General features: G+C 50.6%; 26 protein-coding genes, 1 pseudogene and 1 other annotated feature. Of the genes and pseudogenes, 2 read left to right on the forward strand and 25 right to left on the reverse strand.

What is annotated here, in order from left to right; translation table 11 throughout:
* Window positions 1-107: 107 nt before the first annotated feature.
* Complete coding sequence (locus IC21_RS07730; RefSeq protein ID WP_017552650.1) at window positions 108-503, forward strand: TIGR04086 family membrane protein; 396 nt, start codon at window positions 108-110, stop codon at window positions 501-503.
* A 29-nt stretch (window positions 504-532) separates the two neighbouring features.
* Here IC21_RS07730 and yajC read toward each other — a convergent pair whose 3' ends face one another.
* The 9 genes from yajC to safA all read right to left on the reverse strand — a co-directional run bounded on the left by yajC (window position 533) and on the right by safA (window position 8401).
* Window positions 533-868, reverse strand: coding sequence for a preprotein translocase subunit YajC (gene yajC, locus IC21_RS07735; RefSeq protein WP_019720847.1), 336 nt, complete (start codon window positions 866-868; stop codon window positions 533-535).
* Between the two features lie 29 nt (window positions 869-897).
* A complete protein-coding gene (tgt, locus tag IC21_RS07740; protein WP_013859788.1) occupies window positions 898-2037 on the reverse strand; it encodes a tRNA guanosine(34) transglycosylase Tgt in 1140 nt (379 codons plus the stop codon).
* Between the two features lie 17 nt (window positions 2038-2054).
* Entirely contained in the window at window positions 2055-3083 is a 1029-nt protein-coding gene (gene queA / locus IC21_RS07745; RefSeq protein WP_029141942.1) for a tRNA preQ1(34) S-adenosylmethionine ribosyltransferase-isomerase QueA, read from the reverse strand.
* Between the two features lie 35 nt (window positions 3084-3118).
* Window positions 3119-3325: a DUF2905 domain-containing protein gene (locus IC21_RS07750; protein WP_013859790.1), complete on the reverse strand. Its 207-nt coding sequence runs from the start codon at window positions 3323-3325 to the stop codon at window positions 3119-3121.
* Window positions 3322-4320, reverse strand: a complete 999-nt coding sequence (gene ruvB / locus IC21_RS07755; protein ID WP_017552653.1) for a Holliday junction branch migration DNA helicase RuvB — start codon at window positions 4318-4320, stop codon at window positions 3322-3324. The genes IC21_RS07750 and ruvB overlap by 4 nt, the downstream gene beginning before the upstream one ends.
* Before the next feature lie 16 nt (window positions 4321-4336).
* Entirely contained in the window at window positions 4337-4939 is a 603-nt protein-coding gene (ruvA, locus tag IC21_RS07760; protein WP_019720849.1) for a Holliday junction branch migration protein RuvA, read from the reverse strand.
* Window positions 4940-5339: 400 nt separating this feature from the next.
* On the reverse strand, window positions 5340-6062 hold the full coding sequence (locus IC21_RS07770) for a YebC/PmpR family DNA-binding transcriptional regulator (protein ID WP_017552656.1): 723 nt from the start codon (window positions 6060-6062) through the stop codon (window positions 5340-5342).
* Window positions 6063-6173: 111 nt separating this feature from the next.
* Window positions 6174-7142, reverse strand: coding sequence for an aminoglycoside phosphotransferase family protein (locus IC21_RS07775; RefSeq protein WP_029141940.1), 969 nt, complete (start codon window positions 7140-7142; stop codon window positions 6174-6176).
* Window positions 7142-8401: a SafA/ExsA family spore coat assembly protein gene (safA, locus tag IC21_RS07780; RefSeq protein ID WP_029141939.1), complete on the reverse strand. Its 1260-nt coding sequence runs from the start codon at window positions 8399-8401 to the stop codon at window positions 7142-7144. Before safA ends, IC21_RS07775 begins: the two co-directional genes overlap by 1 nt.
* Before the next feature lie 155 nt (window positions 8402-8556).
* On the opposite strand from safA, the gene IC21_RS07785 reads away from it, so the two are divergent.
* A complete protein-coding gene (locus IC21_RS07785; protein ID WP_029141938.1) occupies window positions 8557-9144 on the forward strand; it encodes a transcription repressor NadR in 588 nt (195 codons plus the stop codon).
* 127 nt (window positions 9145-9271) lie between these two features.
* Here IC21_RS07785 and pheA read toward each other — a convergent pair whose 3' ends face one another.
* The 16 genes and pseudogenes from pheA to IC21_RS16235 form a co-directional block, all read right to left on the reverse strand.
* A complete protein-coding gene (pheA, locus tag IC21_RS07790; RefSeq protein WP_029141937.1) occupies window positions 9272-10117 on the reverse strand; it encodes a prephenate dehydratase in 846 nt (281 codons plus the stop codon).
* A 25-nt stretch (window positions 10118-10142) separates the two neighbouring features.
* The gene (gene thrR / locus IC21_RS07795) at window positions 10143-10595 is read right to left on the reverse strand and encodes a transcriptional regulator ThrR (RefSeq protein WP_014097873.1); all 453 of its coding nucleotides are present in this window, start codon (window positions 10593-10595) and stop codon (window positions 10143-10145) included.
* Between the two features lie 47 nt (window positions 10596-10642).
* Entirely contained in the window at window positions 10643-11938 is a 1296-nt protein-coding gene (obgE, locus tag IC21_RS07800; protein WP_019720853.1) for a GTPase ObgE, read from the reverse strand.
* Window positions 11939-11972: 34 nt separating this feature from the next.
* On the reverse strand, window positions 11973-12503 hold the full coding sequence (locus tag IC21_RS07805) for a Spo0B C-terminal domain-containing protein (RefSeq protein ID WP_234969507.1): 531 nt from the start codon (window positions 12501-12503) through the stop codon (window positions 11973-11975).
* A gap of 207 nt (window positions 12504-12710) precedes the next feature.
* Complete coding sequence (gene rpmA / locus IC21_RS07810) at window positions 12711-13001, reverse strand: 50S ribosomal protein L27 (RefSeq protein ID WP_013859801.1); 291 nt, start codon at window positions 12999-13001, stop codon at window positions 12711-12713.
* Window positions 13002-13013: 12 nt separating this feature from the next.
* Window positions 13014-13343, reverse strand: coding sequence for a ribosomal-processing cysteine protease Prp (locus IC21_RS07815; RefSeq protein WP_013859802.1), 330 nt, complete (start codon window positions 13341-13343; stop codon window positions 13014-13016).
* A gap of 12 nt (window positions 13344-13355) precedes the next feature.
* Window positions 13356-13664 carry a 50S ribosomal protein L21 gene (rplU, locus tag IC21_RS07820; protein WP_013859803.1) on the reverse strand — a complete coding sequence of 103 codons (309 nt, stop codon included), beginning with the start codon at window positions 13662-13664 and terminating at the stop codon, window positions 13356-13358.
* A gap of 11 nt (window positions 13665-13675) precedes the next feature.
* Window positions 13676-13759 (reverse strand) — a sequence feature (ribosomal protein L21 leader region).
* A gap of 47 nt (window positions 13760-13806) precedes the next feature.
* Complete coding sequence (locus IC21_RS07825; RefSeq protein ID WP_234969508.1) at window positions 13807-15336, reverse strand: Rne/Rng family ribonuclease; 1530 nt, start codon at window positions 15334-15336, stop codon at window positions 13807-13809.
* Window positions 15336-16202 carry a M50 family metallopeptidase gene (locus IC21_RS07830; protein WP_029141934.1) on the reverse strand — a complete coding sequence of 289 codons (867 nt, stop codon included), beginning with the start codon at window positions 16200-16202 and terminating at the stop codon, window positions 15336-15338. The genes IC21_RS07825 and IC21_RS07830 overlap by 1 nt, the downstream gene beginning before the upstream one ends.
* Window positions 16195-16947: a M23 family metallopeptidase gene (locus IC21_RS07835; protein WP_029141933.1), complete on the reverse strand. Its 753-nt coding sequence runs from the start codon at window positions 16945-16947 to the stop codon at window positions 16195-16197. The genes IC21_RS07830 and IC21_RS07835 overlap by 8 nt, the downstream gene beginning before the upstream one ends.
* A gap of 126 nt (window positions 16948-17073) precedes the next feature.
* Window positions 17074-17883, reverse strand: coding sequence for a septum site-determining protein MinD (gene minD, locus IC21_RS07840; RefSeq protein ID WP_029141932.1), 810 nt, complete (start codon window positions 17881-17883; stop codon window positions 17074-17076).
* A complete protein-coding gene (gene minC, locus IC21_RS07845) occupies window positions 17876-18568 on the reverse strand; it encodes a septum site-determining protein MinC (protein WP_029141931.1) in 693 nt (230 codons plus the stop codon). The genes minD and minC overlap by 8 nt, the downstream gene beginning before the upstream one ends.
* A gap of 227 nt (window positions 18569-18795) precedes the next feature.
* Window positions 18796-19314: a rod shape-determining protein MreD gene (gene mreD / locus IC21_RS07850; protein ID WP_029141930.1), complete on the reverse strand. Its 519-nt coding sequence runs from the start codon at window positions 19312-19314 to the stop codon at window positions 18796-18798.
* Window positions 19314-20186, reverse strand: a complete 873-nt coding sequence (gene mreC, locus IC21_RS07855) for a rod shape-determining protein MreC (RefSeq protein ID WP_029141929.1) — start codon at window positions 20184-20186, stop codon at window positions 19314-19316. Before mreC ends, mreD begins: the two co-directional genes overlap by 1 nt.
* A 107-nt stretch (window positions 20187-20293) precedes the next feature.
* The gene (locus IC21_RS07860) at window positions 20294-21310 is read right to left on the reverse strand and encodes a rod shape-determining protein (protein ID WP_029141928.1); all 1017 of its coding nucleotides are present in this window, start codon (window positions 21308-21310) and stop codon (window positions 20294-20296) included.
* Between the two features lie 171 nt (window positions 21311-21481).
* Window positions 21482-21607, reverse strand: a pseudogene (locus tag IC21_RS16235) (JAB domain-containing protein); the annotation flags it as partial.
* Window positions 21608-21694: the final 87 nt, after the last annotated feature.

A 21694-nucleotide genomic window follows, 5' to 3' on the forward strand; every position in this document is an offset into this window, starting at 1 on the left:
GTATGCGCAGCATGCTTAAAAAACTCTCAAAAATCTTTTGCTCGGTTCTTTTTGCTGTTTCCAGGCATATGCTTGTACTGAGGAAAAAAGCTTGCCAAAGGGGGAGAATGAAAATCGGAGCGCAAAAATATAGCATCGGCCTTGTTTACGGGCTGGGCGCCATTTTTGTCCTGCTTGCCATATCAAGCCTCGTGATTTCACTGATTCTGCGGTTTTCAGATATGACGGAGCATGCTTTGCATATGGCGGTCACGATGATTTCTTTTTTCAGTTTATTTCTCGGGGGGCTCGTCGGGGGCGGAAAAGGGAAAAAGAAAGGGTGGCTTCTCGGCAGTTTGACGGGGATCCTCTACACAGCGATTGTTTTTCTCGTCCAGTATCTTGGTTATAATGAACTCTTTACAGTGAAACAGGCCATTTATCATGCTTGCTATATTGTTGCCGCCGCAATGGGGGGCATTTTAGGGGTCAACCTCTTCTCGGGAAGGTCGCGGGAAACCTGAAAAAAGCGCCGCATCGCGCGGCGCTTTTTTTATTTCTTTTCCCCGGCATTTTTTTCTGCCGCTTTTTTGTCTACTTTCTGGCTTTCGGCTTTTGCTTTTTTCGCTGCAACGGATTCCGTCACTTCACGGATCGCCGAGCGGTCAAACGTCAACCGCGTGCCATCGCCGCATCTTAAGACGACTTTATTTTCATCAATCGAATCCACAGTTGCATGCAAGCCGCCGATAGTGACAATTTTGTCCCCTTTCGCCAGATTGCTCTGCATCTGCTGGATGTTTTTCTGCCTTTTTTGCTGTGGCCTGATGAGCAGGAAATAAAACAGCACAAACAGAATCACCAAAGGCAGTAACTGGGCCCACGCCATCTGAATCCTCCCTTCTTAAGTTGCTTGTATTAGAAATTTTTTGCATCCGGACGGTTAAATCCGTATTGCTCAAAAAATTCTTCCTTGAAATCAAGCAGCCGGTCTTCGCGGATCGCCTGCCTTACATTTTCCATTAATTTTAACAAAAAATATAAATTATGGTAAGTGGTCAGACGAATTCCGAAAGTTTCGCCACATTTAATCAAATGCCGGATGTAAGCGCGTGAGTAGTGCCGGCATGTATAACAGTCGCAATGCTCATCAAGCGGGCGGAAATCGCGGGCGTACTGTGCGTTTTTGACAACAAGCCGGCCGGTTGATGTCATCACCGTGCCGTTCCTTGCAATCCGGGTTGGCAGCACGCAGTCGAACATGTCAATGCCGCGGATGGCGCCGTCAATCAAAGAATCGGGCGAACCGACCCCCATTAAATAACGCGGCTTGTCCGACGGAAGTAGCGGTGTTGTAAATGCGAGCATCCGGTTCATCACGTCCTTCGGCTCGCCGACGGACAGGCCGCCGATCGCATAGCCCGGGAAGCCGAGAGACACAAGGGCATTTGCGCTTTCAAGCCGCAAATCTTCATACGCGCCACCCTGTACGATCCCGAACAAGCCCTGCACACCGGGGCGCGCATGCGCACGGAGACAGCGCTCCGCCCAGCGCGCTGTCCTTTCCACCGACTGTTTCATATATTCATAAGAAGCAGGGTACGGCGGGCACTCATCGAATGCCATCATGATATCGGAACCGAGCGCATTCTGGATTTCCATTGATTTTTCCGGAGACAAAAACAGCTTGTCCCCGTTTAAATGGTTCCGGAAATGGACGCCTTCTTCCGTAATGTCCCGGATCTTGCTCAAGCTGAAGACCTGGAACCCGCCTGAATCGGTCAGGATCGCCTGGTCCCAGTTCATAAATTTGTGCAGCCCGCCTGCCTCTTTAACAATATCATGCCCGGGGCGCAGCCACAAATGATATGTATTGCTCAAAATGGTGCCGGCCCCCATTGTTTTCAATTCTTCCGGCGACATCGTCTTCACCGTGGCGAGCGTTCCGACCGGCATGAACATCGGGGTATCATAGGTGCCATGCGGCGTATGGAGTTTTCCGAGGCGGGCGCCTGTATGTTTTTCCGTTTTGATCAGTTCATAAGTAATGGCAGCCAAGTGATGCGCTCCTTCCACTATTTAATCAGCATCGCATCCCCGAAACTGAAGAAACGGTATTTTTCTTTTACCGCCGTCTCGTAGGCATGCAAAATATTTTCCCTCCCTGCCAATGCGCTTACCATCATAATAAGCGTCGACTTCGGCAGGTGGAAATTGGTGATCAGGGCATCAATTGCTTTATATTGATAACCCGGATAAATAAAAATATCCGTCCATCCGCTTGAGGCGGCAATTTTTCCACCATGGGCGCTTGCCACCGTTTCAAGTGTGCGGGTGGAGGTGGTGCCGACAGAGACCACACGGCCGCCGTTTTCTTTTACTTCCATAATCGTGCGGGCCGCTTCTTCTGATACCTGGTAAAATTCCGCATGCATATCATGGTTTTCAATATTTTCCTCATTGACGGGACGGAAGGTGCCAAGGCCGACATGGAGCGTAATATAGACTATTTTCACGCCCATTGCTTCAATTTTTTTCAATAACGCTTCCGTGAAATGGAGCCCGGCCGTCGGCGCAGCGGCAGAACCCGGTTCTTTTGCATACACGGTCTGGTAGCGGTCCTGGTCCTCGAGCTGTTCTTTAATATAGGGCGGCAGCGGCATTTTTCCGAGTTCATTCAGCACTTCGTAAAAAATCCCTTCGTACCGGAATTTCATTACCCGGCCGCCATGGTCCAGCTCCTCCGCACAAACGGCGGAAAGCTTTCCGTCGCCAAACCGGACAACCGTCCCTGTTTTCACACGTTTTGCCGGTTTGACAAGGGTTTCCCACCGGTCTCCTTCGAGCTGTTTTAAAAGCAGCACCTCAATTTTTGCGCCTGTTTCGTCTTTTATGCCGATCAGCCTTGCCGGCAATACTTTTGTATTGTTCAGGACAAGGCAGTCCCCCGGGCGCAGGTATTGCGTAATGTTTTTAAATACGCTGTGTTCAATTTCCCCTGTTTTTTTATCCAGCACCATCAGCCGGCTGTCCGAACGGTTTTTTAAAGGCGTTTGGGCAATCAGCTCTTCCGGCAGGTCATAATCAAATAAATCGAGTTTCATTGTTGCTTCCCCTTCGTTTTGAATTCCATTTGCGGCTACTTGAACCGTCCAATGATATATAATAACACACTTAAGATCACGCTTAAAAGGATCGATGTTGCGATTGGAAAATAAAAGGTTGTGTTCCCTTTTTTAATGAGGATATCGCCGGGCAGCCGGCCGATTTTCGTAAACTGCAACAACAGGCCGAGAGCAAAAAGAATCACGGCGATGGTCATCAGCACTTTTCCAAATCCGCTCATTCCGGCACCTCCATATGAAAATGCGCATAGCAAAGCGGGGTCGCTACCCTGCCGCGCGGCGTTCGCTGCAAAAAGCCAATTTGCAGCAAATACGGCTCATATACATCTTCAATCGTTTCCCTTTCTTCCCCGATGCTGGCCGCAATCGTGTCGAGCCCGACAGGACCGCCCCGGAAGCGCTCTATGATCGCTTTTAACAGTTTATGATCAATATGGTCAAGCCCGCGTTTGTCAACTTGCAAAAGTTCAAGGGCATAATTGGCGATCTCAAGGGTTACCTTTCCGTCTCCTTTGACCTGGGCAAAGTCGCGCACCCTTCTTAACAACCGGTTCGCAATCCGCGGCGTGCCCCGCGAACGCCTTGCAATTTCCGCCGCCCCCTCAGGCTCAATCGCCGTCTCAAGGATGCCGGCTGTCCGCAGCACAATTTCCGCCAGTTGCGCTTCGTTATAATATTCGAGCCGGCTGATCACCCCGAACCGGTCGCGCAGCGGTGCTGAAACCGAACCAGCCCTTGTCGTCGCCCCGATCAAAGTAAACGGGGGCAAATCAAGGCGGATGGAGCGGGCACCCGATCCTTTACCGATTACGATATCAAGGCAAAAGTCTTCCATTGCCGGGTACAGCACTTCTTCAATCGCTTTCGGCAGGCGGTGGATTTCGTCAATAAACAGCACTTCCCCCGGTTCAAGCGCGGTTAACACGCTGGCAAGATCGCCCGGCCGCTCGATGGCAGGCCCTGAAGTCGTCCGGATGTTCGCGCCCATTTCGTTTGCGATCACGGCGGCAAGCGTCGTTTTGCCAAGCCCCGGCGGACCGTAAAGCAGCACATGATCGAGTGTTTCGCGCCGTCCTTTTGCCGCTTCAATAAACACGGCTAAATTATGCTTCACTTCATCCTGGCCGATATATTGCGCAAGGGTTTGCGGCCTGAGGCTCATTTCAAAGGAAACTTCCTGTTCGTTTGCCTCGCCGGAAACTACGCGGTCTTCCATGCTCTCCCCTCCTCCATTATTTTACCATTGCTTTTAAAGCGAGTTTAATATATTCATCCGCAGAAAGCACTTCTTCCGGAAGTTCAGGCACCACTTTCGCGATTTCTTTTTCCGAGTAGCCGAGCGCCGCCAGAGCGAGCACCGCTTCTTCGAGGTTTTGGTTGCCGGAAGCAGGCGCCGCTTTTTCCCCGCCCACATCATCCGGCATCTCCGGCACGAGGCCTTGCAGCTTTCCTTTCAGATCAAGAATCATCTGCCTTGCCGTTTTTTTGCCGACACCGGGGAATTTGACAAGGAAAGATTCATTTTCATTCTCGATGGCGTCAACGACCTGCTGCGGCTGCCCGTACGCTAGAATGGCAAGCGCCCCTTTTGGCCCGATGCCGGAAACATTAAGCAGCTTTTGAAACAGCGCCCGTTCTTCCGCCGTTTCAAAACCGTAAAGCGCGATCAAATCTTCGCGCACATGCTGGTATGTAAAAATTTTTCGTTCCTGCCCGATGCTTTTTGAAAAAATATACGGGTTCGGCGCCAGCAGCCGGTAGCCGATCCCCCCGTTTTCCACGACAACGTAATCCGGGCTCACGGAATCAATGATGCCTTTAATATATTCGTACAACCTTCCCACACGCTCCTCAAAAACTTGCTATCCCATATTGTACCACAGAACGCAACCGTTTTGGGAACGAATGTCCGGTCTTGCCCTTTTTTCCGGCCGGATGGTTCCTAAAGATGAGGCGCTTTTCCTGTTTCCATGGCGGAAGGAAACCGGCATCCGGAGACAGATGAGTGTCCGTCCGGCATACCGGGCCGCCGCTGCCTCCGGACGGGCTTCCCCGGATTTTCAGCTGGAACAATCGCCCGGGTTTAAATGGCACGATTAGCCGCAGTGCATCGGTTTAAAATAGCACGGGCCACACTCCACATTGTAGCCGGTTTGATACAGGCCTAACCGGCTTTGCCGCAAAAAAGGCACTTTCTGCACCCGGCCGGGCCGGGTGCAGAAAGTGCCTGGGACATTATAATTCGGCGTTATGGTAAATTTCCTTTACATCGTCATCGTCTTCCAGCCTGTCCAGCAATCGCTCCATCTTTTCTTTTTGCGCTTCATCCAAAGCAATTGTGTTTTGCGGCACCATGGTGATTTCTGCCCGGGCAAATGTAAAGCCTTTTTCCTCCAGATTCTTCTTCACATCCATGAATTGCTCCGGGTCTGTATAAATTTCAAACACTTCATCGCTCGTTTCCATTTCCTCGGCGCCTGCTTCAATCACGGCAAGCAGCATTCCGTCTTCATCTATCTCGAGCCCTTCTCGCTCGATGACAAGATACCCTTTCCGGTCAAACAGGAAAGACACGCATCCGTTTTCGCCGAGATTTCCGCCGTTGCGCGAAAAAGCAACACGGACATTCGAAGCGGTCCGGTTTTTATTATCGGTTAAAGCCGTGACCATGACGGCAACGCCGCCCGGCCCGTACCCTTCATATGTTATTTCCTCGTAATGTTCGGCGTTTTGGCTGCCGTTTGCTTTCTCGATGGCGCGTTTAATATTGTCATTCGGCATATTGGCGGCCTTTGCCTTTTCAATGACCAGGCGGAGGCTTGAATTTGCTTCCGGATCAGGCCCGTTTTTCGCCGCTACATAAATTTCCTTTGCCAGTTTTTGAAAGATTTTTCCGCGCTTTGCATCCTGCGCATTTTTTCTGCCCTGAATATTTTTCCATTTGGAATGGCCGGACATGGCCATCACTCCTTTCTGACAGCGCTGATACAGTCCACTATTACTATACCATACTCGCCCGAAAGGAGGATGAAAATCGTTATGCCGGCGGGGAGCGCCCCTGGTTTTCCGTTATGCTTGCAAACGCCTTTTTACTTCTTTTTGAAACCGGGCGCGTTCCCCGAACTGCCCAATTGAAAGCAGGGAAAGATGCGGCCAGTACTGCTCTTTTTCTTTTTTGCCGCTTCCAGCAAAACGGTTCCACTCCCTTAAAACATCCGTCGGGTAAAGAAGCGCCTCCAGAAAAGTTTCCCGGTCCGGCGCGCCGTCCAGCATTCCCCAGTTTTCAAGGGCGGCAAGCGACCATGAAGCAGCGGGCAAAACCCGGTTGCAAAACTGGAGATCATCAGTCCAGGCCGGGGCAAGGCGGGCAAGGTCAAAATCAATCAAATACAGTTTCCCGTTTTTCGCACGCAAAAAATTATGGTGGGCAACATCGCCGTGCGTGATGCAGTACGGCGGGTGGTGAAGCCAATGCTGTTTTTTTTCGAGCCGGTTTAACGCCTCGCCTGCCCATCTTTCGTACGCGGTGAAATACGTTTCCGGCAAATATCGGACAATCTGTTCTTTGTTTTCAAGAAATGCACGGTACCGCGCCTGCCATTTTCTCAGCTGAAAAAAGCGTGGAAATTCCATTTTTACGGCTTGCGGAAAATGTGCAGTCTTTTCGTGATACTGTTTTAACAGGCGGAAAGCGGCGCGGATGTCTTCTTCCGTCCCGAAGTTGAAACCGGCCGGGTCTTCTTCAATGTATGCCATAAAGCCAAAAGTTTTGCCTTGAAAGGGGCTGCCGCTTTCATCTTCCAGAAAACGGCAAGTTTGAGTGAAACCGCTTTTCTGCAGTTCCGATGTAAGCAGCATTTGCCGTTTAAGGCGCGCATCGGAACCATATTGCTTCATCATCACTTTTTTTGTCTTTGTCCAGACAAGCCACACCCGGTCGCGCAACCTGCGCCAGTGAACAATGGGTTCCTGCAGCATGGTTTCCGCATAAAGAAGGAGACGTTTGGTTTCGTCTCCTTCTTGTCTTCCGCCGCCCATTATTTTTCTTCTTCGCCGGAAGGATCCCGGGTTTCCTGCGGCTGGTCCGTTTTTTCGCCCCGGTCATAGCCGAACGGGGCCTGCATCCCGTACGGTTCCTGCACGCCGTATGGCGGTTGTGGCATCCCGTATGGCGGTTGTGGCATCCCGTATGGCGGTTGCGGCATGCCGCCAAATGGTTCCTGCATGCCGTACGGTTGCGCCGCCATCCCGTACGATTCCTGCATGCCGGCGTACGGTTGCTTTTGGCACCCGCATGGCTGCGGCTGGTGCGGCGGGTACGGGGCGTACTGCGGCATGGTTTGCGGCGGCATGTACTGCGGCATATAAGCGGGGCTTTCTGAAGCAGCGCCGTATAAAGGAGCCTGCTGCGCTCCCCATTGCGGCACGGCGGCAGGATGTTGCGCAGAAACCCCTGCCTGCATACTGGGGCCATACGGGTAAGGAGAAGATGAAGAAGATTCTTCTTCCCATTCGTAACCCGGCATCACTTGCTGCCCCTCCTGCCACGCCGGCTGCTGTTGCGGCATAAATCCTGCCGGCGCGGACATCACCGGCATTTGCGGATAGGCCATCGGGTACGGCATTGGATACGGGACTTGCGGATAAGACATGCTGAAAGGATGCGGGAAAAATCCGGCGTGCATGTCCTCTCCCCCGCAGCCGCAATCGTATACCGGCATCACGGGCGGACACGGATTGTATGGTACATACATTTCCGGGCACTCTTCCTTTACCGGCATGGTGTAGTGCATGCTTTCCGACGATTCGCTTTCATGGTGCTTCGGCGGCGGTGCCGCTGTATGGGTTTCGATTTCAGCCATATTGGTCACATAGTAATTATGGATGTCAATTTCAGGAATGACCGGTTGCGGCATTACCGGCTTATAAATCGTTTCTTTTTTTTCAACCACTTTTTCTTTCACCGGCATTTCTTTCGGTCCCGCCGCTTTTGGCAACTCTTTTTGAACCGGCATTTCTTTCGCCACAGGCATCTTTACCTCAGGCATTTGCTCGTACGGATGGGTCACGAGCGGCATTTCTTTTATGCCCGCGTGGCCCGTGTAGCCTGCATGGCCTGTATGTGTCTCTTTTTTTACCATGCCGCCCGTTGTCGGGACTTTAATTTTCATGCCGGGCATAATCATTTCCGGATTGGATAATTGCGCATTCAATTTTTTCAGTTCGTCAAAATCGACGTCATATTTTTTAGCGATTTTCCAAAGCGTATCGCCTTTTTGCACGATATGGATTTTCACACATTTCCCCTCCTCAAGGCTTAAGTCCATACATTCTATGTGGTGCCGGGCAAAATGCGATTGATTTTACATAAAAACTTATGAACGTCCCGCGTCCTTTATGCACTAAAAGGATTGATTCTTTTATCCGGGCGCCTTCGTATGATAAAATCCGAATGAGGCCGAATGAATGGGAGGAAACGCTGTTGGCAGGAAAGAAAAAAATTCCCGGGGAAAAAAGGCGGCATTTGATCCTCGAATGGCTGCAGAATAGCCGGGAGCCGATTACGGGCGGGGAGCTGGCGAAAAGGACAAATGTGAGCCGGCAGATTATTGTAAACGATATTACGCTCCTGAAAGCGAAAAACGAGCCGATCCTGGCAACGAGCCAGGGATATTTGTACATACACCCCGCCGGTGCGGAAAACAAAGTGGAAAAAACGCTTGTTTGCATGCATACGCGCGAACAGGTTGCACAGGAGCTGAATTTGCTCGTGGACCACGGGGTGACCGTAAAAGATGTCAAAGTGGAGCATCCGGTATACGGCGATCTGACCGCCTCGATTATGGTCTCCACCCGCGCAGAAGTGGCCCGGTTTATCCGCCGCATTGAAGAAACAAATGCCAGCTACTTATCCGAATTAACGGGCGGCATCCACCTGCATACGGTTGAAGCCACAAGCGGGCGACAGCTTGAAGAAGCGGAACAGGCGCTGAAAGAAGCCGGCATTTTATTTGCAGAAAATGAAAAAGAGCTGCCCTGAACATAAAGGACAGCTCTTTTTTATCTCCCATCCGGCCTAAAAAACCGGGTTTAAAGCTTGTTTTGCAAAAAAATAATAAGCCCGGGTTCCAGCCGAGCTTATCAAAACAATATTGAAGAAGCGGCCATCATTCATCCGCCATATACCTGTAATAGGTCCCGAGTTCTTTCACGGTGCAGCCGAGCGCATGGATTTCCTCAAGCGAAAAGCGGACAAGCTTTTCCTCTAAGGAGTGGTTCAGATCAATCATAAAAAAGTAGTTTCCAAGCCCCGTCTTTAACGGTCGCGATTCAAGCTTGCTCAAGTTAATCTTTCGCCAAGCAAAGGCAGACAACACCTGGTACAGCGAGCCGGCCTTGTCCGTCGGCAGTGTGACCATGATCGTCGATTTCAGGAAATCAGGCGTTTTTTCGATATGAAGCTCCTCATTTGAAAGGACAATGAATCTCGTATGGTTAAACGGATAATCATGGATGGCACGCCTGACGATTTCAAGGCCGTACAGTTCCGCTGCCATTTCATTGGCGACCGCCCCCCATTTCAGTTCCGGGTGTTCGCTCACATATTTCGCAGCAGCGGCCGTAGAGCCCATTGGTTCCACTTCCGCATGCTGGAATTCCCGGCGCAGAAACTGGTGGCACTGCGCAAGCGCATGGGAATGGGAAATGATTTTTTCCGTTTCTCGCCAGGCGCCGGCATTTGCAGGATGAACCATAAAATGCTGCTCGATCGGCACAATGATTTCCGCACGGATCGGCGGCAGTTCTTCATGATACAAGTAATCGACCGTTAAATTCACCGAACCTTCCAGGGCATTTTCAAGCGGAACAACCGCCATATCCACCTGTTTTGCCTTAACGGCTTCCAGGCATTCCGGAATCGTCCGGTACGCAACCCGGCTGGCCTCCGGGAACACTGACTGGACAGCGATATCGGTAAACGTCGCTTCCGGCCCGAAAAAAGCTGCTTTCATTTCCTCTCCCCCGCCGGGCGGAGTTCTAGGCTCCGGACCCTAATATTTCTACTTTATTGACAAACTCAAATGCCTGCAGTTCTTCCAGCAGATCATTTAAACTCCTGTTGATCCCGGACACATTCAGCGAGACAGTGACATTTGCCCGCCCCTGTATCGGAATCGTCTGGTGAATCGTTAAAATATTGCATGAATAAGACGCAATGATCCTTAAAATTTCGGATAATGTCCCGGACCGGTCTTCCAAATAAAAAAACAAGGTCACAATTTTTTCTTTTACAACTGAATGGAACGGAAAAACGGTATCGCGGTATTTATAAAAAGCGCTGCGGCTTAAGCCCGCTTTTTTCGCCGCGTCCCCGACTGATACCGCTTGTCCCCTTTCCAGCAGTTCTTTCGCCTGAAGTGTTTTGATCATCGCTTCCGGCAAAACATCCTCACGCACCAAGATAAACTTATGCTCTGCTTTCTTTTCCAAAATGCCCTTTCCTCCACTCGGAGCCGGGATTCCCCGGCCCAGCACGGTTAATCTACAAATTCAAACTCAAAATCCAAGAGGCGGACGGTATCGCCGTTTTTCGCGCCGCGTGCACGGAGCGCGTCATCAATGCCCATTCCGCGCAGCTGGCGGGCAAATCTCCGGACAGACTCGTCATGGCTGAAATTCGTCATTTTAAACAGCTTCTCAACTTTTTCCCCGTGGATGACGAAGCTGCCGTCTGGATCGCGTGTAATGGTAAAATCAGCCTTTTCTTTTTCATGCTTGTACAATACACGGGACGGTTCCGCATCCGGTTCTTCGCCGGCGTGAAGCGGGAAGGCAGGTGTTTCATCGAGCAAATCGGCAATCGCAAACAAAACATCCCTTAATCCCTTGCGCGTCACCGCGGAAATCGGGAAGACGCGTGCGGCATCATCGCCCAGCTTCTCTTTAAATGCCGCCAGATTTTCTTCCGCGCCCGGAAGGTCCATTTTATTGGCAATAATGAGCTGCGGGCGCTCAGAAAGGCGTTCATGATAAGCTTTCAGTTCTTTGTTGATCGTCAAATAATCTTCATACGGGTCGCGCCCTTCCACCGCCGCCATGTCAATAACGTGGACGATCACCCGTGTCCGTTCGATATGGCGCAAAAACTGGTGGCCGAGCCCGACGCCTTCGTGCGCGCCTTCAATCAGCCCCGGCAGATCGGCCATGACAAAACTTCTGCCGTCCTCCGTCTCGACTACACCGAGATTCGGCACAAGCGTCGTAAAATGGTATTCCGCAATTTTCGGGCGTGCCGAAGAGACAACGGAAAGCAAGGTTGATTTCCCGACGCTCGGAAAACCGACAAGGCCGACATCGGCTAGCAGTTTCAGTTCAAGGACAATATAACGTTCCTGGCCCGGTTCGCCGTTCTCGGCAATTTCCGGTGCGGGATTGGCCGGTGTCGCAAAGCGGATATTGCCCCTGCCGCCGCGCCCGCCTTTGGCAATCACTGCCCGTTCCCCGTGGCGCGTTAAATCGGCAATCGTTTGCTTTGTATCGTCATCGATGACGACCGTACCCGGCGGCACCTTGACAATCATGTCTTCCGCCCCGCGGCCGTGTTTTCCTTTGCTCATGCCGTTTTCGCCGTGGTCCGCTTTAAAATGGCGCTTGTAGCGGAAGTCCATGAGCGTCCGCAACCCTTCATCGACTTCAAAAATAACATCGCCGCCGCGGCCGCCGTCTCCTCCGGCAGGGCCGCCCATCGGCACATATTTCTCGCGGCGGAATGCGACCATCCCGTTGCCGCCGTCCCCGCCTTTCACATAAATTTTCACCTGGTCCACAAACATAAAAGATAAAACCACCTTTGCAATTGCTGTATCGTTAGGCTTTCGGAAAGATTATTTCAACCGGGAAAGCGGATGCCGGGTATGCGTGGATCACGTTCATCCCCGGGCAATCGTTTTCCAGAAACCCGGCAAGCAGTCCGCGCTTTTTTATTGTTCCGCTAAACTCGAAAAAGAAACGGGCACCGGATGGCAAAGTGCTGACCGACATATATAACCGGTTGTCCCCGTTTGGATCGGCTGCTTCCTCAACAGCCGCGAGAAAATGATTCATCCAGCCGGTCAGCTCCCCGTCATCCGGGAGCGCATTCCGGTCTACATCCAATATTTCATATGCAATCTGCACCGTGTGCCCTTCCCAGTTATATGTAAGCAAAAGTTCGGCAAATTCCGGCCGATGCAAATTTGATAATTTTGACTCCTGCTGCGTTTCCCGGATAATGTCTTCCACAATATTTTTGACTTTTTCCATCTTGTTCAAGCTGGCGTATCCTTTGATCAGCTGCACCTTGTTCAGCCAGTCATGCCTGGCGTGGCGAAGCACGTCAACCGTCGTCCATTCCCGCATTTTCATAGCTCCCGTTCTCCGAAATAGGTTATGTTTAAGTATAGCAAAAATTGCCCCAGGTTGCACGGGGCGCGAATGGATAGCGCACTCGCCAGGCGGGTGCGGCAGCGCGGTTTTTGTACGTTTTTCGGTACAGACGCGGCGTTTGTACTGACGGAAAATGCAAAAGCCCCGGGCCGCGAATATCGCAGCCCGGGGCTTTATGGGTCAGGCTTCTTGTGCCACCGGATATACGCTCACTTTTTTCTTGTCGCGGCCGAGGCGTTCAAAACGCACAACGCCGTCAACTTTCGCAAACAAAGTGTCGTCGCCCCCGCGACCGACGTTTTCGCCCGGAAAGACTTTCGTCCCGCGCTGGCGGTAAAGGATCGAGCCGCCTGTTACGAACTGCCCGTCCGCACGTTTTGCGCCGAGGCGTTTTGCGATCGAGTCACGGCCGTTTTTCGTGGAGCCGACCCCTTTTTTGGAAGCGAAAAACTGAAGATCTAATTTCAACATGATGCTCACCTCCTATTCAAAGGTTATATGGATAAATTCGCCGTATTCCCGTTCTATCGTCTCGAGGGATACAACCATGCCTTCAAGCAGAATCTGCACTTTTGCCGCCTGTTCTTCCGGCAGCTGCGCAGGGATTTTGCATTCCAAAAGGCCGCTTTCGGACTGGCGGATTTCAGGTTCAACCCCCGCCACTTCCATAATGGCGTTCACCGTCCCGAAAGAAACAGCGGAAGCGCCGGCACAGACAATGTCCTGGCCGTATCCGGCAAATTCGGCATGGCCGCTCATTTCAAAAGACGAGATGTTCCCATTCTTTTTGCGTTTGATGCGGACCCGGATCATGCCGCGTGCACCTTACGCATTGATTTTTTCAATGACCACTTTTGTGTACGGCTGACGGTGGCCTTGTTTTTTATGGTAATTTTTCTTCGCTTTATATTTGAACACAACGATTTTTTTCGCACGGCCGTGTTTTTCCACTTTACCCGTAACCGTAGCGCCTTCAACAACAGGGCTGCCGACTTTTACCGATTCGCCGCCGACAAAAAGAACGCGGTCAAATGTAACAGATTCGCCTTCTGCTGCATCCAATTTTTCAATGTATACAGCCTGGCCTTCTTCTACTTTGATTTGTTTCCCGCCGGTTTCAATAATTGCGTACATCACTGCACCTCCTTAAGACTCAGACTCGCCAAAGACAGGCGTTTTACGAAGCGTAAAAACTTGGAAAGCCTGTTCCTGAGCGGTTGTAGCACAGGGCGCTACAAACATAACATACTGATGGTAACACACACTTTTTCCTTTGTCAATTGGGATCTTTGCCTTTTGCGGCAAGCGCGGACAGGGGCCCGAACTGCCGGATGGCATAAAACGGATGCGCATCGCGGGAGATGTGAAAAAACAGTTTCATGCCGAGCAGGTTTTCCAGCCGCTTTAAGTGTACCCCCGTTTCCCCGCAAAAACAATCTTTCACATCTTGCGTGCATTCAATCAAAACGGCTTCGTAATCCGCGTGCGGCGCTTCCCACAGCTCGCGTTCGAGGCGGAAAGCAAGCGTCTCGGGGCTTTCGATTTTGCCGCTGCCCCCGCAGACCGGGCAAACGGAAAGCAGTGCCTCGGGGAGCGATTTGCGCGTTTTCTTGCGTGTCATTTGCAAAATGCCGAGCTCCGTAAAACCGGTGATACGGGTTTGCTTCTCGTCGTTTTCCAGCTCTTTTTCTAGCGCCGCCCTCACTTGCGCGCGCTGTTCATCGCGCTGCATATCGATAAAATCAACGAGAATGATGCCGCCGTAATCGCGCAGTTTCAGCTGGCGGCCGATTTCTTTCGCCGCAAGCAGATTCGTTTTCAGCACCGTCTCGGCCTGGTCCGTTGTGCCCGTATATTTTCCGGTATTCACATCGATGATGGTGAGCGCTTCTGCTTCGTCGATGACAAGATAGGCGCCGTTTTCAAGCCAGACCACTCTTTTCAACGCATCCTCAAGCGCCCGGTCGATACGGTAGCGGGTAAAAATATTCTGTCTTCCGCTATAGAGCTCAAACGACCAGTCCAGTTCCGGCCGGCCCGCAAGCAATGCTTTCAGGCGGGCAAGCGCCTCCGCATCGTCCGCAATCACCATGCCGCTTTTTAAACGGGCAAGTTCGCGGAAAATTTCCGCTTCCACCGTGCTTTTTTCGTGCAGAACAGCCGGCGCTTTCAGTTGTGCCGCCTTTTCGAGCAGGCTTTTGTACCGAAGCCTGAGGGATTTTAGTTCATCGAGCCACCCGTCCCCGCCGGCATGGATGGCCGCGGTCCGGACAATAATCCCTTCCTGCGGTTCAAGCGCTTTGCGGGCCCAGGCCCGCCACTTGTTCCGGTCCGCATCATCCGCTTTTTTGGAAACAGCCGTGTACTTTCCTTCCGGCAGATACACAATCTGTTCCCCCGAAAGCTCAATGATGCCGGTCAGAAGCGGCCCTTTTTGCCCTGTTTCATCTTTTTTCACCTGGACCATGACCGTCTGCCCGGGCGAAAGATAAGCGGAAATCGCGGCATTTGGATTTTTGCCGTGCACAAAAGCGGGAAGCCGGCTGATATGCAAGTAACCGTGCCGGCCTCCGCCGATATCGATAAACGCGGCATTGATGCCGGGTTTGACGTCCGCCACCTTGCCGAGATAAATATTCCCGACTTTTGCCGCGCCGCCCGGCTGCCGGATGCGGATGGCGGATACTTCGCCGTTTTCCATGACCGCATACCGTTTTTCCCTTGTTTTCACATTGATGATGATTGACCTGTCCAAAAATTCCACCACACTGTCTTCGCTTTCAGCCGCTTCTATTGCGATTGCCATCAATAATTATACAGTATATCGCTTACTTTCGCATTGGTTTGCTTCTCGGAAAAAAAGGCGTGAAGGAGTTCATTTTCATCGAGTTTCCCGACTTCCATCCCGTTTTTAAGGACAATGAGCGGATGTTTGCGCCCGCGTTTAAAGCTTTCAAGCACTTCATACAAGTATGCGCCCGCATCCACTTCGATCGTTTCCAGATGGCGGAGCGGTTCCCTTTTTCCGTAATACCGTTCAAGCAGGAAACGGATAAAAACAAAGTAAAGCTGTTTCCATTCTTTCCAAAGTGCGGCATATAAATAAACGACGATCGCCCAGACGTTCAAATTTGCCGGCGCATTCAACAGGGCGGCCGCATGAAAAAGGAACAGCGCGATAAACGAACAACAAATCGTCATCCGGAATGCGCGCAAAAAAGGATAGACCGTGGAAAACGCCATATTCAGCAGTTTCCCGCCGTCAAGCGGCCAAATCGGGAGCAAATTAAAAAAAAGAATGGCCCGGTTCCACTCCCCGATTTGTGTATACATCTGCCCGGGCAAGATATCGAAACGGAACAACACGTGCGCGAAAACAGCGATCCAAATATGCTGGAGGGGGCCTGCAAGTGTCACGATCAGTTCTTCTTTCAGCGGGCGGTTTCCGTGTTCCTCCGTTTCAGCGACGCCGCCGAACGGCAAAATGGCAATTCTTTTAACCCGCCATGAAAAATATTGCGCCGCAACCGCGTGCCCCATTTCGTGGATGAAAATGATCGCAAACAGCAGGATGAGATCCTGGAAACGGGCGGTAACAGCTGCAATGGCGGCCACGGCCCAGAAAAGGGGATGGATTTTGATTTTTTTCAGAAGCCAAAACCGCTCATTCAAATTTAATCACCTGGATCGGGTCGATAAAACCGCCGTCTTTTTTAAGCGCAAAATAAAATTCCCCTTTTTCCCCGCTGCTTCGCGCCGTGCCGACCTTTTCGCCCGTCTTGAGGCTGTCATACTGGCCCACATCAATTTTGCTGAGGTTTGCGTACCATGTTTCCGTTGAATCGGCATGCTGGATAATGACGGTATTGCCCAGTTTCGGCTTTTTCCCGGCAAAAATGACCGTCCCGCCGCTCATCGCTTTTACGCTTGCGCCCGGCTTTGTTTCAATCGTAACCCCTCTTCCATCGGCTGAAAAACTGGTCAGAACTTTTCCCGATACCGGCATCGCATATTGCGAATCTTCATTGGAAGCAGCGGTTTCCGTTTTTGACGATTTTTCCGGAAAGAGCGCGACCGGCTTGCCAAACTTTTTTTCATACCAGGCGGCTGCTTTTGCAAATTGAAATTCGGACGCCATTACCTGTTTGACGGCGGCTTTCGGTTTGTCAAATTCCGGACGTTCCGATTTAAACAGAATTGCCACAGCGAGGACAAGGCAGGCAGAAGCCAGAATTTTAAATAGCACCGTTTCTTTTTTAAAAAGCGGATGCGGCGTTTTGCCCGGCGGTTCATATACATGTGTGCCTTCATCCTTAATCAGGCTCGCATAGACCGTTTCTTTGCCGTTATAAGCCTGTTTCATCGTTTTTCTCCGCTTCGCCATTTGCCTCCGGATTTCATCGGCGCGGTTTCCCAATCGATTCACCCCTTCTGTACAGGCATTCGTTTATTACCAATGTATGACCTGTCCAAAGCGGTTAGAACCGGGAACAAAACAAGCCGCCCTGATCGTTTGGAAAAACGTTCAGAAACGGCTCTGCCATTAAGAAGATTTCGAACTAAATAATTTTTTAAAGCGCGCAAACATGCCGGGTTTCTGGTCTTCAAGCGGCATTAAAGGCACCGTTTCCCCCAAAATCCGGCGGGCAATATTCCGGTAGGCAAGGGATGCGCGGTTCGTCGGATTTAGCGCAATCGGTTCGCCCTGGTTCGAGGCGCGGATCACTTCTTCATCATCGGCTACAATCCCGATCAAATCGATCGATAAATGGTTTGTCACTTCATCGATGTCCAGCATGTCCCCGCTTTTCATCATATGGCTCCGGATCCGGTTGATGATCAGTTTCGGTGGCTCGATATGTTCTTCCTTTTCCAAAAGCCCGACGATCCGGTCGGCATCCCTTACCGCCGAGATTTCCGGCGTTGTCACAACAATCGCCTGGTCAGCACCCGCCACTGCATTTTTATATCCCTGCTCAATGCCGGCCGGGCAGTCAATCAGAATATAATCGTAATCCTGTTTTAACCCGTGGATCAATTGTTTCATTTGTTCCGGCGTGACGGCGGATTTGTCGCTTGTCTGGGCAGCCGGCAGCAAAAAGAGCTTGTCATCGAAACGCTTGTCCTTTACGATTGCCTGGTGGATTTTACAGCGGCCTTCTACGACATCGACCAGATCGTAGATAATCCGGTTTTCAAGCCCCAGCAGGACATCAAGATTACGGAGCCCGATGTCTGTATCGACAAGGCAGACTTTCTTTCCGAGAAGCGCGAGCGCTGTCCCGAGGTTTGCCGATGTCGTCGTTTTGCCGACGCCGCCTTTTCCGGATGTGATGACAATCGCTTCACCCATATGAGAACCCTCCTTTTAATCTTGTCATATTCGGCCGCAAATATTTCAAAACTTGCAATTTATCAATGATAATATGGTCCGATTCATCTATGTAAGCACATTCCATCTCATGCCGGCCCTCTTCCCCGTAATCATCAGGGGCCCGGTTCAGGCAATTGGCAATCCGGATTTGGGATGGAACCATATTGGAAGCGACAACAACGGCGTCCCTTCTCCCACTGTAGCCGGCATGCGCAATGCCGCGGAGGTTTCCCATGATAAAAATATTGCCGTTTGCAATCACGGTACCACCCGGATTGACATTGCCGATAAGCAAAAGATCGCCTTCCGCCTTTAACACCTGCCCGGACCGGACGATGGTGGTGACAGGCACAATTTCATTTTCCGCTTTTTCGCGCGCAGCCGCTTCTTTTGTGATGACATTGCTGATGATTTCATCGACAACAAGGTTCCGCCGGGAACGCACAAGGCTTTTGATCTCCTCTTCCTGACCGGGCGTCAAATAACGGTTGCCAAGCTGAATTTTGACGGCAAGAATCGGGCTGTTCTCTTCCTCATCGGCAGCCTGGGCCAGTAATTTTTGCTCTAACTCCGCCTTTAAAGCTTGAAAGGAGCATTGGTCGTTTAAATGCAGCACAATTCCGTCTTTCGTGCCTTTTATGGTTACATTTTGCGTTTTTTTCATTTCAAACTGCTCACCTCAACGGCTGATAAATGAAACGGCATCCATCCGAAATGGCTTTCAGACGGCGTTTTTCGGCCCGGCACGCAAGAATAAGCCTCCGTGCGTGCGGTTCCGGCTGGTTTCGGCCCGCAAACCCCTTTGCTTTTTCCACTCCCCCTTGTCCGGATAATTCGACAAAAAGGCAGGGAATCCTTCTTTCCCATTTTAACAGATTTTCTCCCCGCCGGTTATTCCTTTTCTTCTTCCCTTGCGCGCCGCTTTAAAAAATTTCCCATCGGATACCATGCCAAAATAAAAAAAGCGGCGTTTAAGATCAAAGTCGGCCAAAGCCTGAACAAGAGAAAATCGTCAAATCCCATCACCTGCGGATTAATTAAAGCATTGATGCCATAGACCAAAAATTCGACAATCGCCATGTTTAAGACTGCCACAAGCGTGCCGGTAAAAATATTGGATTGGAGGATCCTGTCCATTTTTTCTGTCAGGTAAACCGCAAGCGGATAGAAAAACAGATAAATGCCCAAAATGCCCGTGTAAAAAGCATCAAACAGCATGCCGAATACAAAGGCATAAATGATGGAGAGCCTTTTGCGGTAATGCATCCCCATTAAAATCAGCATCACGAGCAGAAAATGGGGAACGATGGTAAATTTTCCGCCAAAAGAACGGGCCGCAAAAAATTGGGCAAATAAACTTTCAGCAATATAGCACAGGCTTAAAATCAGAGGGAGCACGATACGTTTCATCACTGCCCTCCTCCCGTGCCGCCCGCGTTGAATTTTTGTGTTTTCCGGTTGATGACGAGCACTTCGCGGACATCATAAAAATTGGCTGCCGGCTTGACATAAGCGGTTTGCGTCAGCCCGTTTTCATCCGGGGTCACTTTTTCGATGTCACCAATCAGAAGCCCGCTCGGAAACATGCCGCTTAAACCGGATGTCACGACATGATCGCCTTTTTTGACTTTGATATTAAAATCAAGCTGTTTCAAAAGCAGCATTTTGGTTTTTTTGTCGTACCCTTCGATTAATCCGTAAGCATCTTTTTTGGCATTTTGCACTTTGGCGGATACGCGGTTCGTTTCATCGGGCGAGCTCAAAAGTTCGACGGTTGAATAAAATTTGTCGACCTGCGTGACTTTTCCGAGGAAACCACCTGAAGTGACGACGGCCATGTTTTTGGCAACGCCGTTGACTTCGCCTTTATCAATCACCACTTGCTCGTACCAATTATCCGGGTTGCGTGCAATGACCTGGGCCTGAATGGACTCTGAATCTCCGAGACTGTTTTTTTCCTTTATAATAGATCTCAAATTTTCATTTTCTTTTTTTAGTTCGTGATTTTGCGCTTCCAGGCTTGTCAACTGTTCCAAATGGGATTTCAGTTTTTTGTTTTCGGTATATGTATTTTTTAAGTCCTCGATATTGTCAAAAAAACCGGCAAGGGCATTGGCAGGTTTGGCAATGACGGACTGGCCGAGCCCGACGATATCGCGCACAAACTGTTCCGGTTTTGAAATCCGGTCGCGTTCCCTGATGGAAAACCCGATCATGGCGACAAGCAGGATAACACTGATTAAAAGGACGATCAATCGTTTATTCAAAAAAAACTGTGGCATAAAATCCACTCCCATAACACTTTGTTCCGGCCATTCCCGGATTGAAAACCATTCTCCCGCCAGGAAAGCCGGCAGGAGAATGAGTTAACAGGACACTGACATTCTTCTTATTTAGAATCTTTTGCTTTGTTTTTAAACAGTTCAATATTTTCGAGCGCGCCGCCTGTTCCGATTGCTACGCAGTCAAGCGGGTTTTCGGCAATGAGCACCGGCATTTCGGTTTCTTTGCTGATGACATGGTCGAGGTTGCGCAACAGGGCACCCCCACCTGTCAGGACGATGCCGCGGTCCATAATATCAGCTGCCAGTTCAGGCGGTGTCTGTTCAAGCGTGTATTTGACCGCATCGACAATGGCATACACCGTGTCGTGCAGCGCATCGGCCACCTCATCCGCGGAAATCGTGATCGTCTTCGGCAAACCGGTCAGCAAATCCCGGCCCCTGATATCCATCGGTTCGATCCCCTCCGGCTCGCCTGCTGAACCAATTTCCATTTTAATTTGTTCTGCGGTCCGGTCCCCGATTAAAAGATTATAATTTTTGCGGATATAACTGATGATCGCTTCATCCATTTCATCCCCGGCCACCCGGATCGACTGGCTTGTCACAATCCCGCCCAGCGAAATAATCGCCACTTCCGTTGTGCCGCCGCCGATATCGACAACCATGCTTCCGGTCGGCTCCCAGACAGGCAGCCCGGCGCCGATCGCTGCTGCAAAAGGCTCTTCAATCGTAAAAGCATCCCTTGCCCCGGCCTGGCGGGTTGCATCAATCACCGCGCGCTCTTCCACCGCCGTGATGCCGGACGGAACGCAGACCATGACATACGGATTTTTTGAAAAAAAGCCTTTTTTATTTGTGGCCTGCTGAATATAATACTTCATCATCGCAGCCGTCGTTTCATAATCCGCAATCACGCCGTCTTTCATCGGCCGCGTCGCCACGATGTTTCCCGGCGTCCTGCCGATCATTTTTTTCGCGGCATCCCCGACTGCGACAATTTGTTTCGTATCCGTCTGGATAGCCACAACGGAAGGTTCCCGCACGACAATTCCTTTCCCTTTTATAAAAACCAATGTATTGGCTGTCCCAAGATCAATCCCCAGGTCTTTACTTCCGAACATGGATGTATCTCCCTTTCTTCACGATAAATTTTCATCACCAGTTGGTGCCATACTTTTGCTTATTTATGGATGCCGCTTTGAAAATGCATCCGGATTCAGGCTTTCCGGCGCAGTGCCGGCCGTAAAAATCATACGATTTATTATATCGTAACCATAAAAAAATTCAAAGCCTTACAAATACCCTTTTTCTCTCAGGCTCACAAATTTTTTCTCACCGATGATCAAATGGTCAAGAATCTCAATCCCCATTATTTTACCACATTCGGCAAGCCGTTTGGTAACTTCGATATCTTCTTGTATGTGTCAAGTTTTTCTCGACAAGGTTTAAATATCGGGTATTCCAAGACACTCTTTTTGTACACTTTCGGCTACCGTGCTTTACTT

This window comes from Heyndrickxia coagulans DSM 1 = ATCC 7050 (assembly GCF_000290615.1).
GTDB lineage: Bacteria > Bacillota > Bacilli > Bacillales > Bacillaceae_C > Weizmannia > Weizmannia coagulans.

Bases quoted from the DNA above. Each gene is read 5' to 3' on its own strand.
- minD (WP_029141932.1), bottom strand. From the start codon at position 17,883: ATGGGTGAAGCGATTGTCATCACATCCGGAAAAGGCGGCGTCGGCAAA.
- IC21_RS07825 (WP_234969508.1), bottom strand. From the start codon at position 15,336: ATGGCAATCGCAATAGAAGCGGCTGAAAGCGAAGACAGTGTGGTGGAA.
- ruvB (WP_017552653.1), bottom strand. From the start codon at position 4,320: ATGGAAGACCGCGTAGTTTCCGGCGAGGCAAACGAACAGGAAGTTTCC.
- IC21_RS07785 (WP_029141938.1), top strand. From the start codon at position 8,557: ATGAGGCCGAATGAATGGGAGGAAACGCTGTTGGCAGGAAAGAAAAAA.
- yajC (WP_019720847.1), bottom strand. From the start codon at position 868: ATGGCGTGGGCCCAGTTACTGCCTTTGGTGATTCTGTTTGTGCTGTTT.
- obgE (WP_019720853.1), bottom strand. From the start codon at position 11,938: ATGTTTGTGGACCAGGTGAAAATTTATGTGAAAGGCGGGGACGGCGGC.
- IC21_RS07805 (WP_234969507.1), bottom strand. From the start codon at position 12,503: ATGCGGGAATGGACGACGGTTGACGTGCTTCGCCACGCCAGGCATGAC.
- IC21_RS07730 (WP_017552650.1), top strand. From the start codon at position 108: ATGAAAATCGGAGCGCAAAAATATAGCATCGGCCTTGTTTACGGGCTG.
- rpmA (WP_013859801.1), bottom strand. From the start codon at position 13,001: ATGTTGAAATTAGATCTTCAGTTTTTCGCTTCCAAAAAAGGGGTCGGC.
- IC21_RS07860 (WP_029141928.1), bottom strand. From the start codon at position 21,310: ATGTTCGGAAGTAAAGACCTGGGGATTGATCTTGGGACAGCCAATACA.
- IC21_RS07815 (WP_013859802.1), bottom strand. From the start codon at position 13,343: ATGATCCGGGTCCGCATCAAACGCAAAAAGAATGGGAACATCTCGTCT.
- IC21_RS07750 (WP_013859790.1), bottom strand. From the start codon at position 3,325: ATGAGCGGATTTGGAAAAGTGCTGATGACCATCGCCGTGATTCTTTTT.
- minC (WP_029141931.1), bottom strand. From the start codon at position 18,568: ATGAAAAAAACGCAAAATGTAACCATAAAAGGCACGAAAGACGGAATT.
- mreD (WP_029141930.1), bottom strand. From the start codon at position 19,314: ATGAAACGTATCGTGCTCCCTCTGATTTTAAGCCTGTGCTATATTGCT.
- IC21_RS07775 (WP_029141940.1), bottom strand. From the start codon at position 7,142: ATGGGCGGCGGAAGACAAGAAGGAGACGAAACCAAACGTCTCCTTCTT.
- pheA (WP_029141937.1), bottom strand. From the start codon at position 10,117: ATGAAAGCAGCTTTTTTCGGGCCGGAAGCGACGTTTACCGATATCGCT.
- IC21_RS07770 (WP_017552656.1), bottom strand. From the start codon at position 6,062: ATGTCCGGCCATTCCAAATGGAAAAATATTCAGGGCAGAAAAAATGCG.
- queA (WP_029141942.1), bottom strand. From the start codon at position 3,083: ATGAAACTCGATTTATTTGATTATGACCTGCCGGAAGAGCTGATTGCC.
- mreC (WP_029141929.1), bottom strand. From the start codon at position 20,186: ATGCCACAGTTTTTTTTGAATAAACGATTGATCGTCCTTTTAATCAGT.
- rplU (WP_013859803.1), bottom strand. From the start codon at position 13,664: ATGTACGCAATTATTGAAACCGGCGGGAAACAAATCAAAGTAGAAGAA.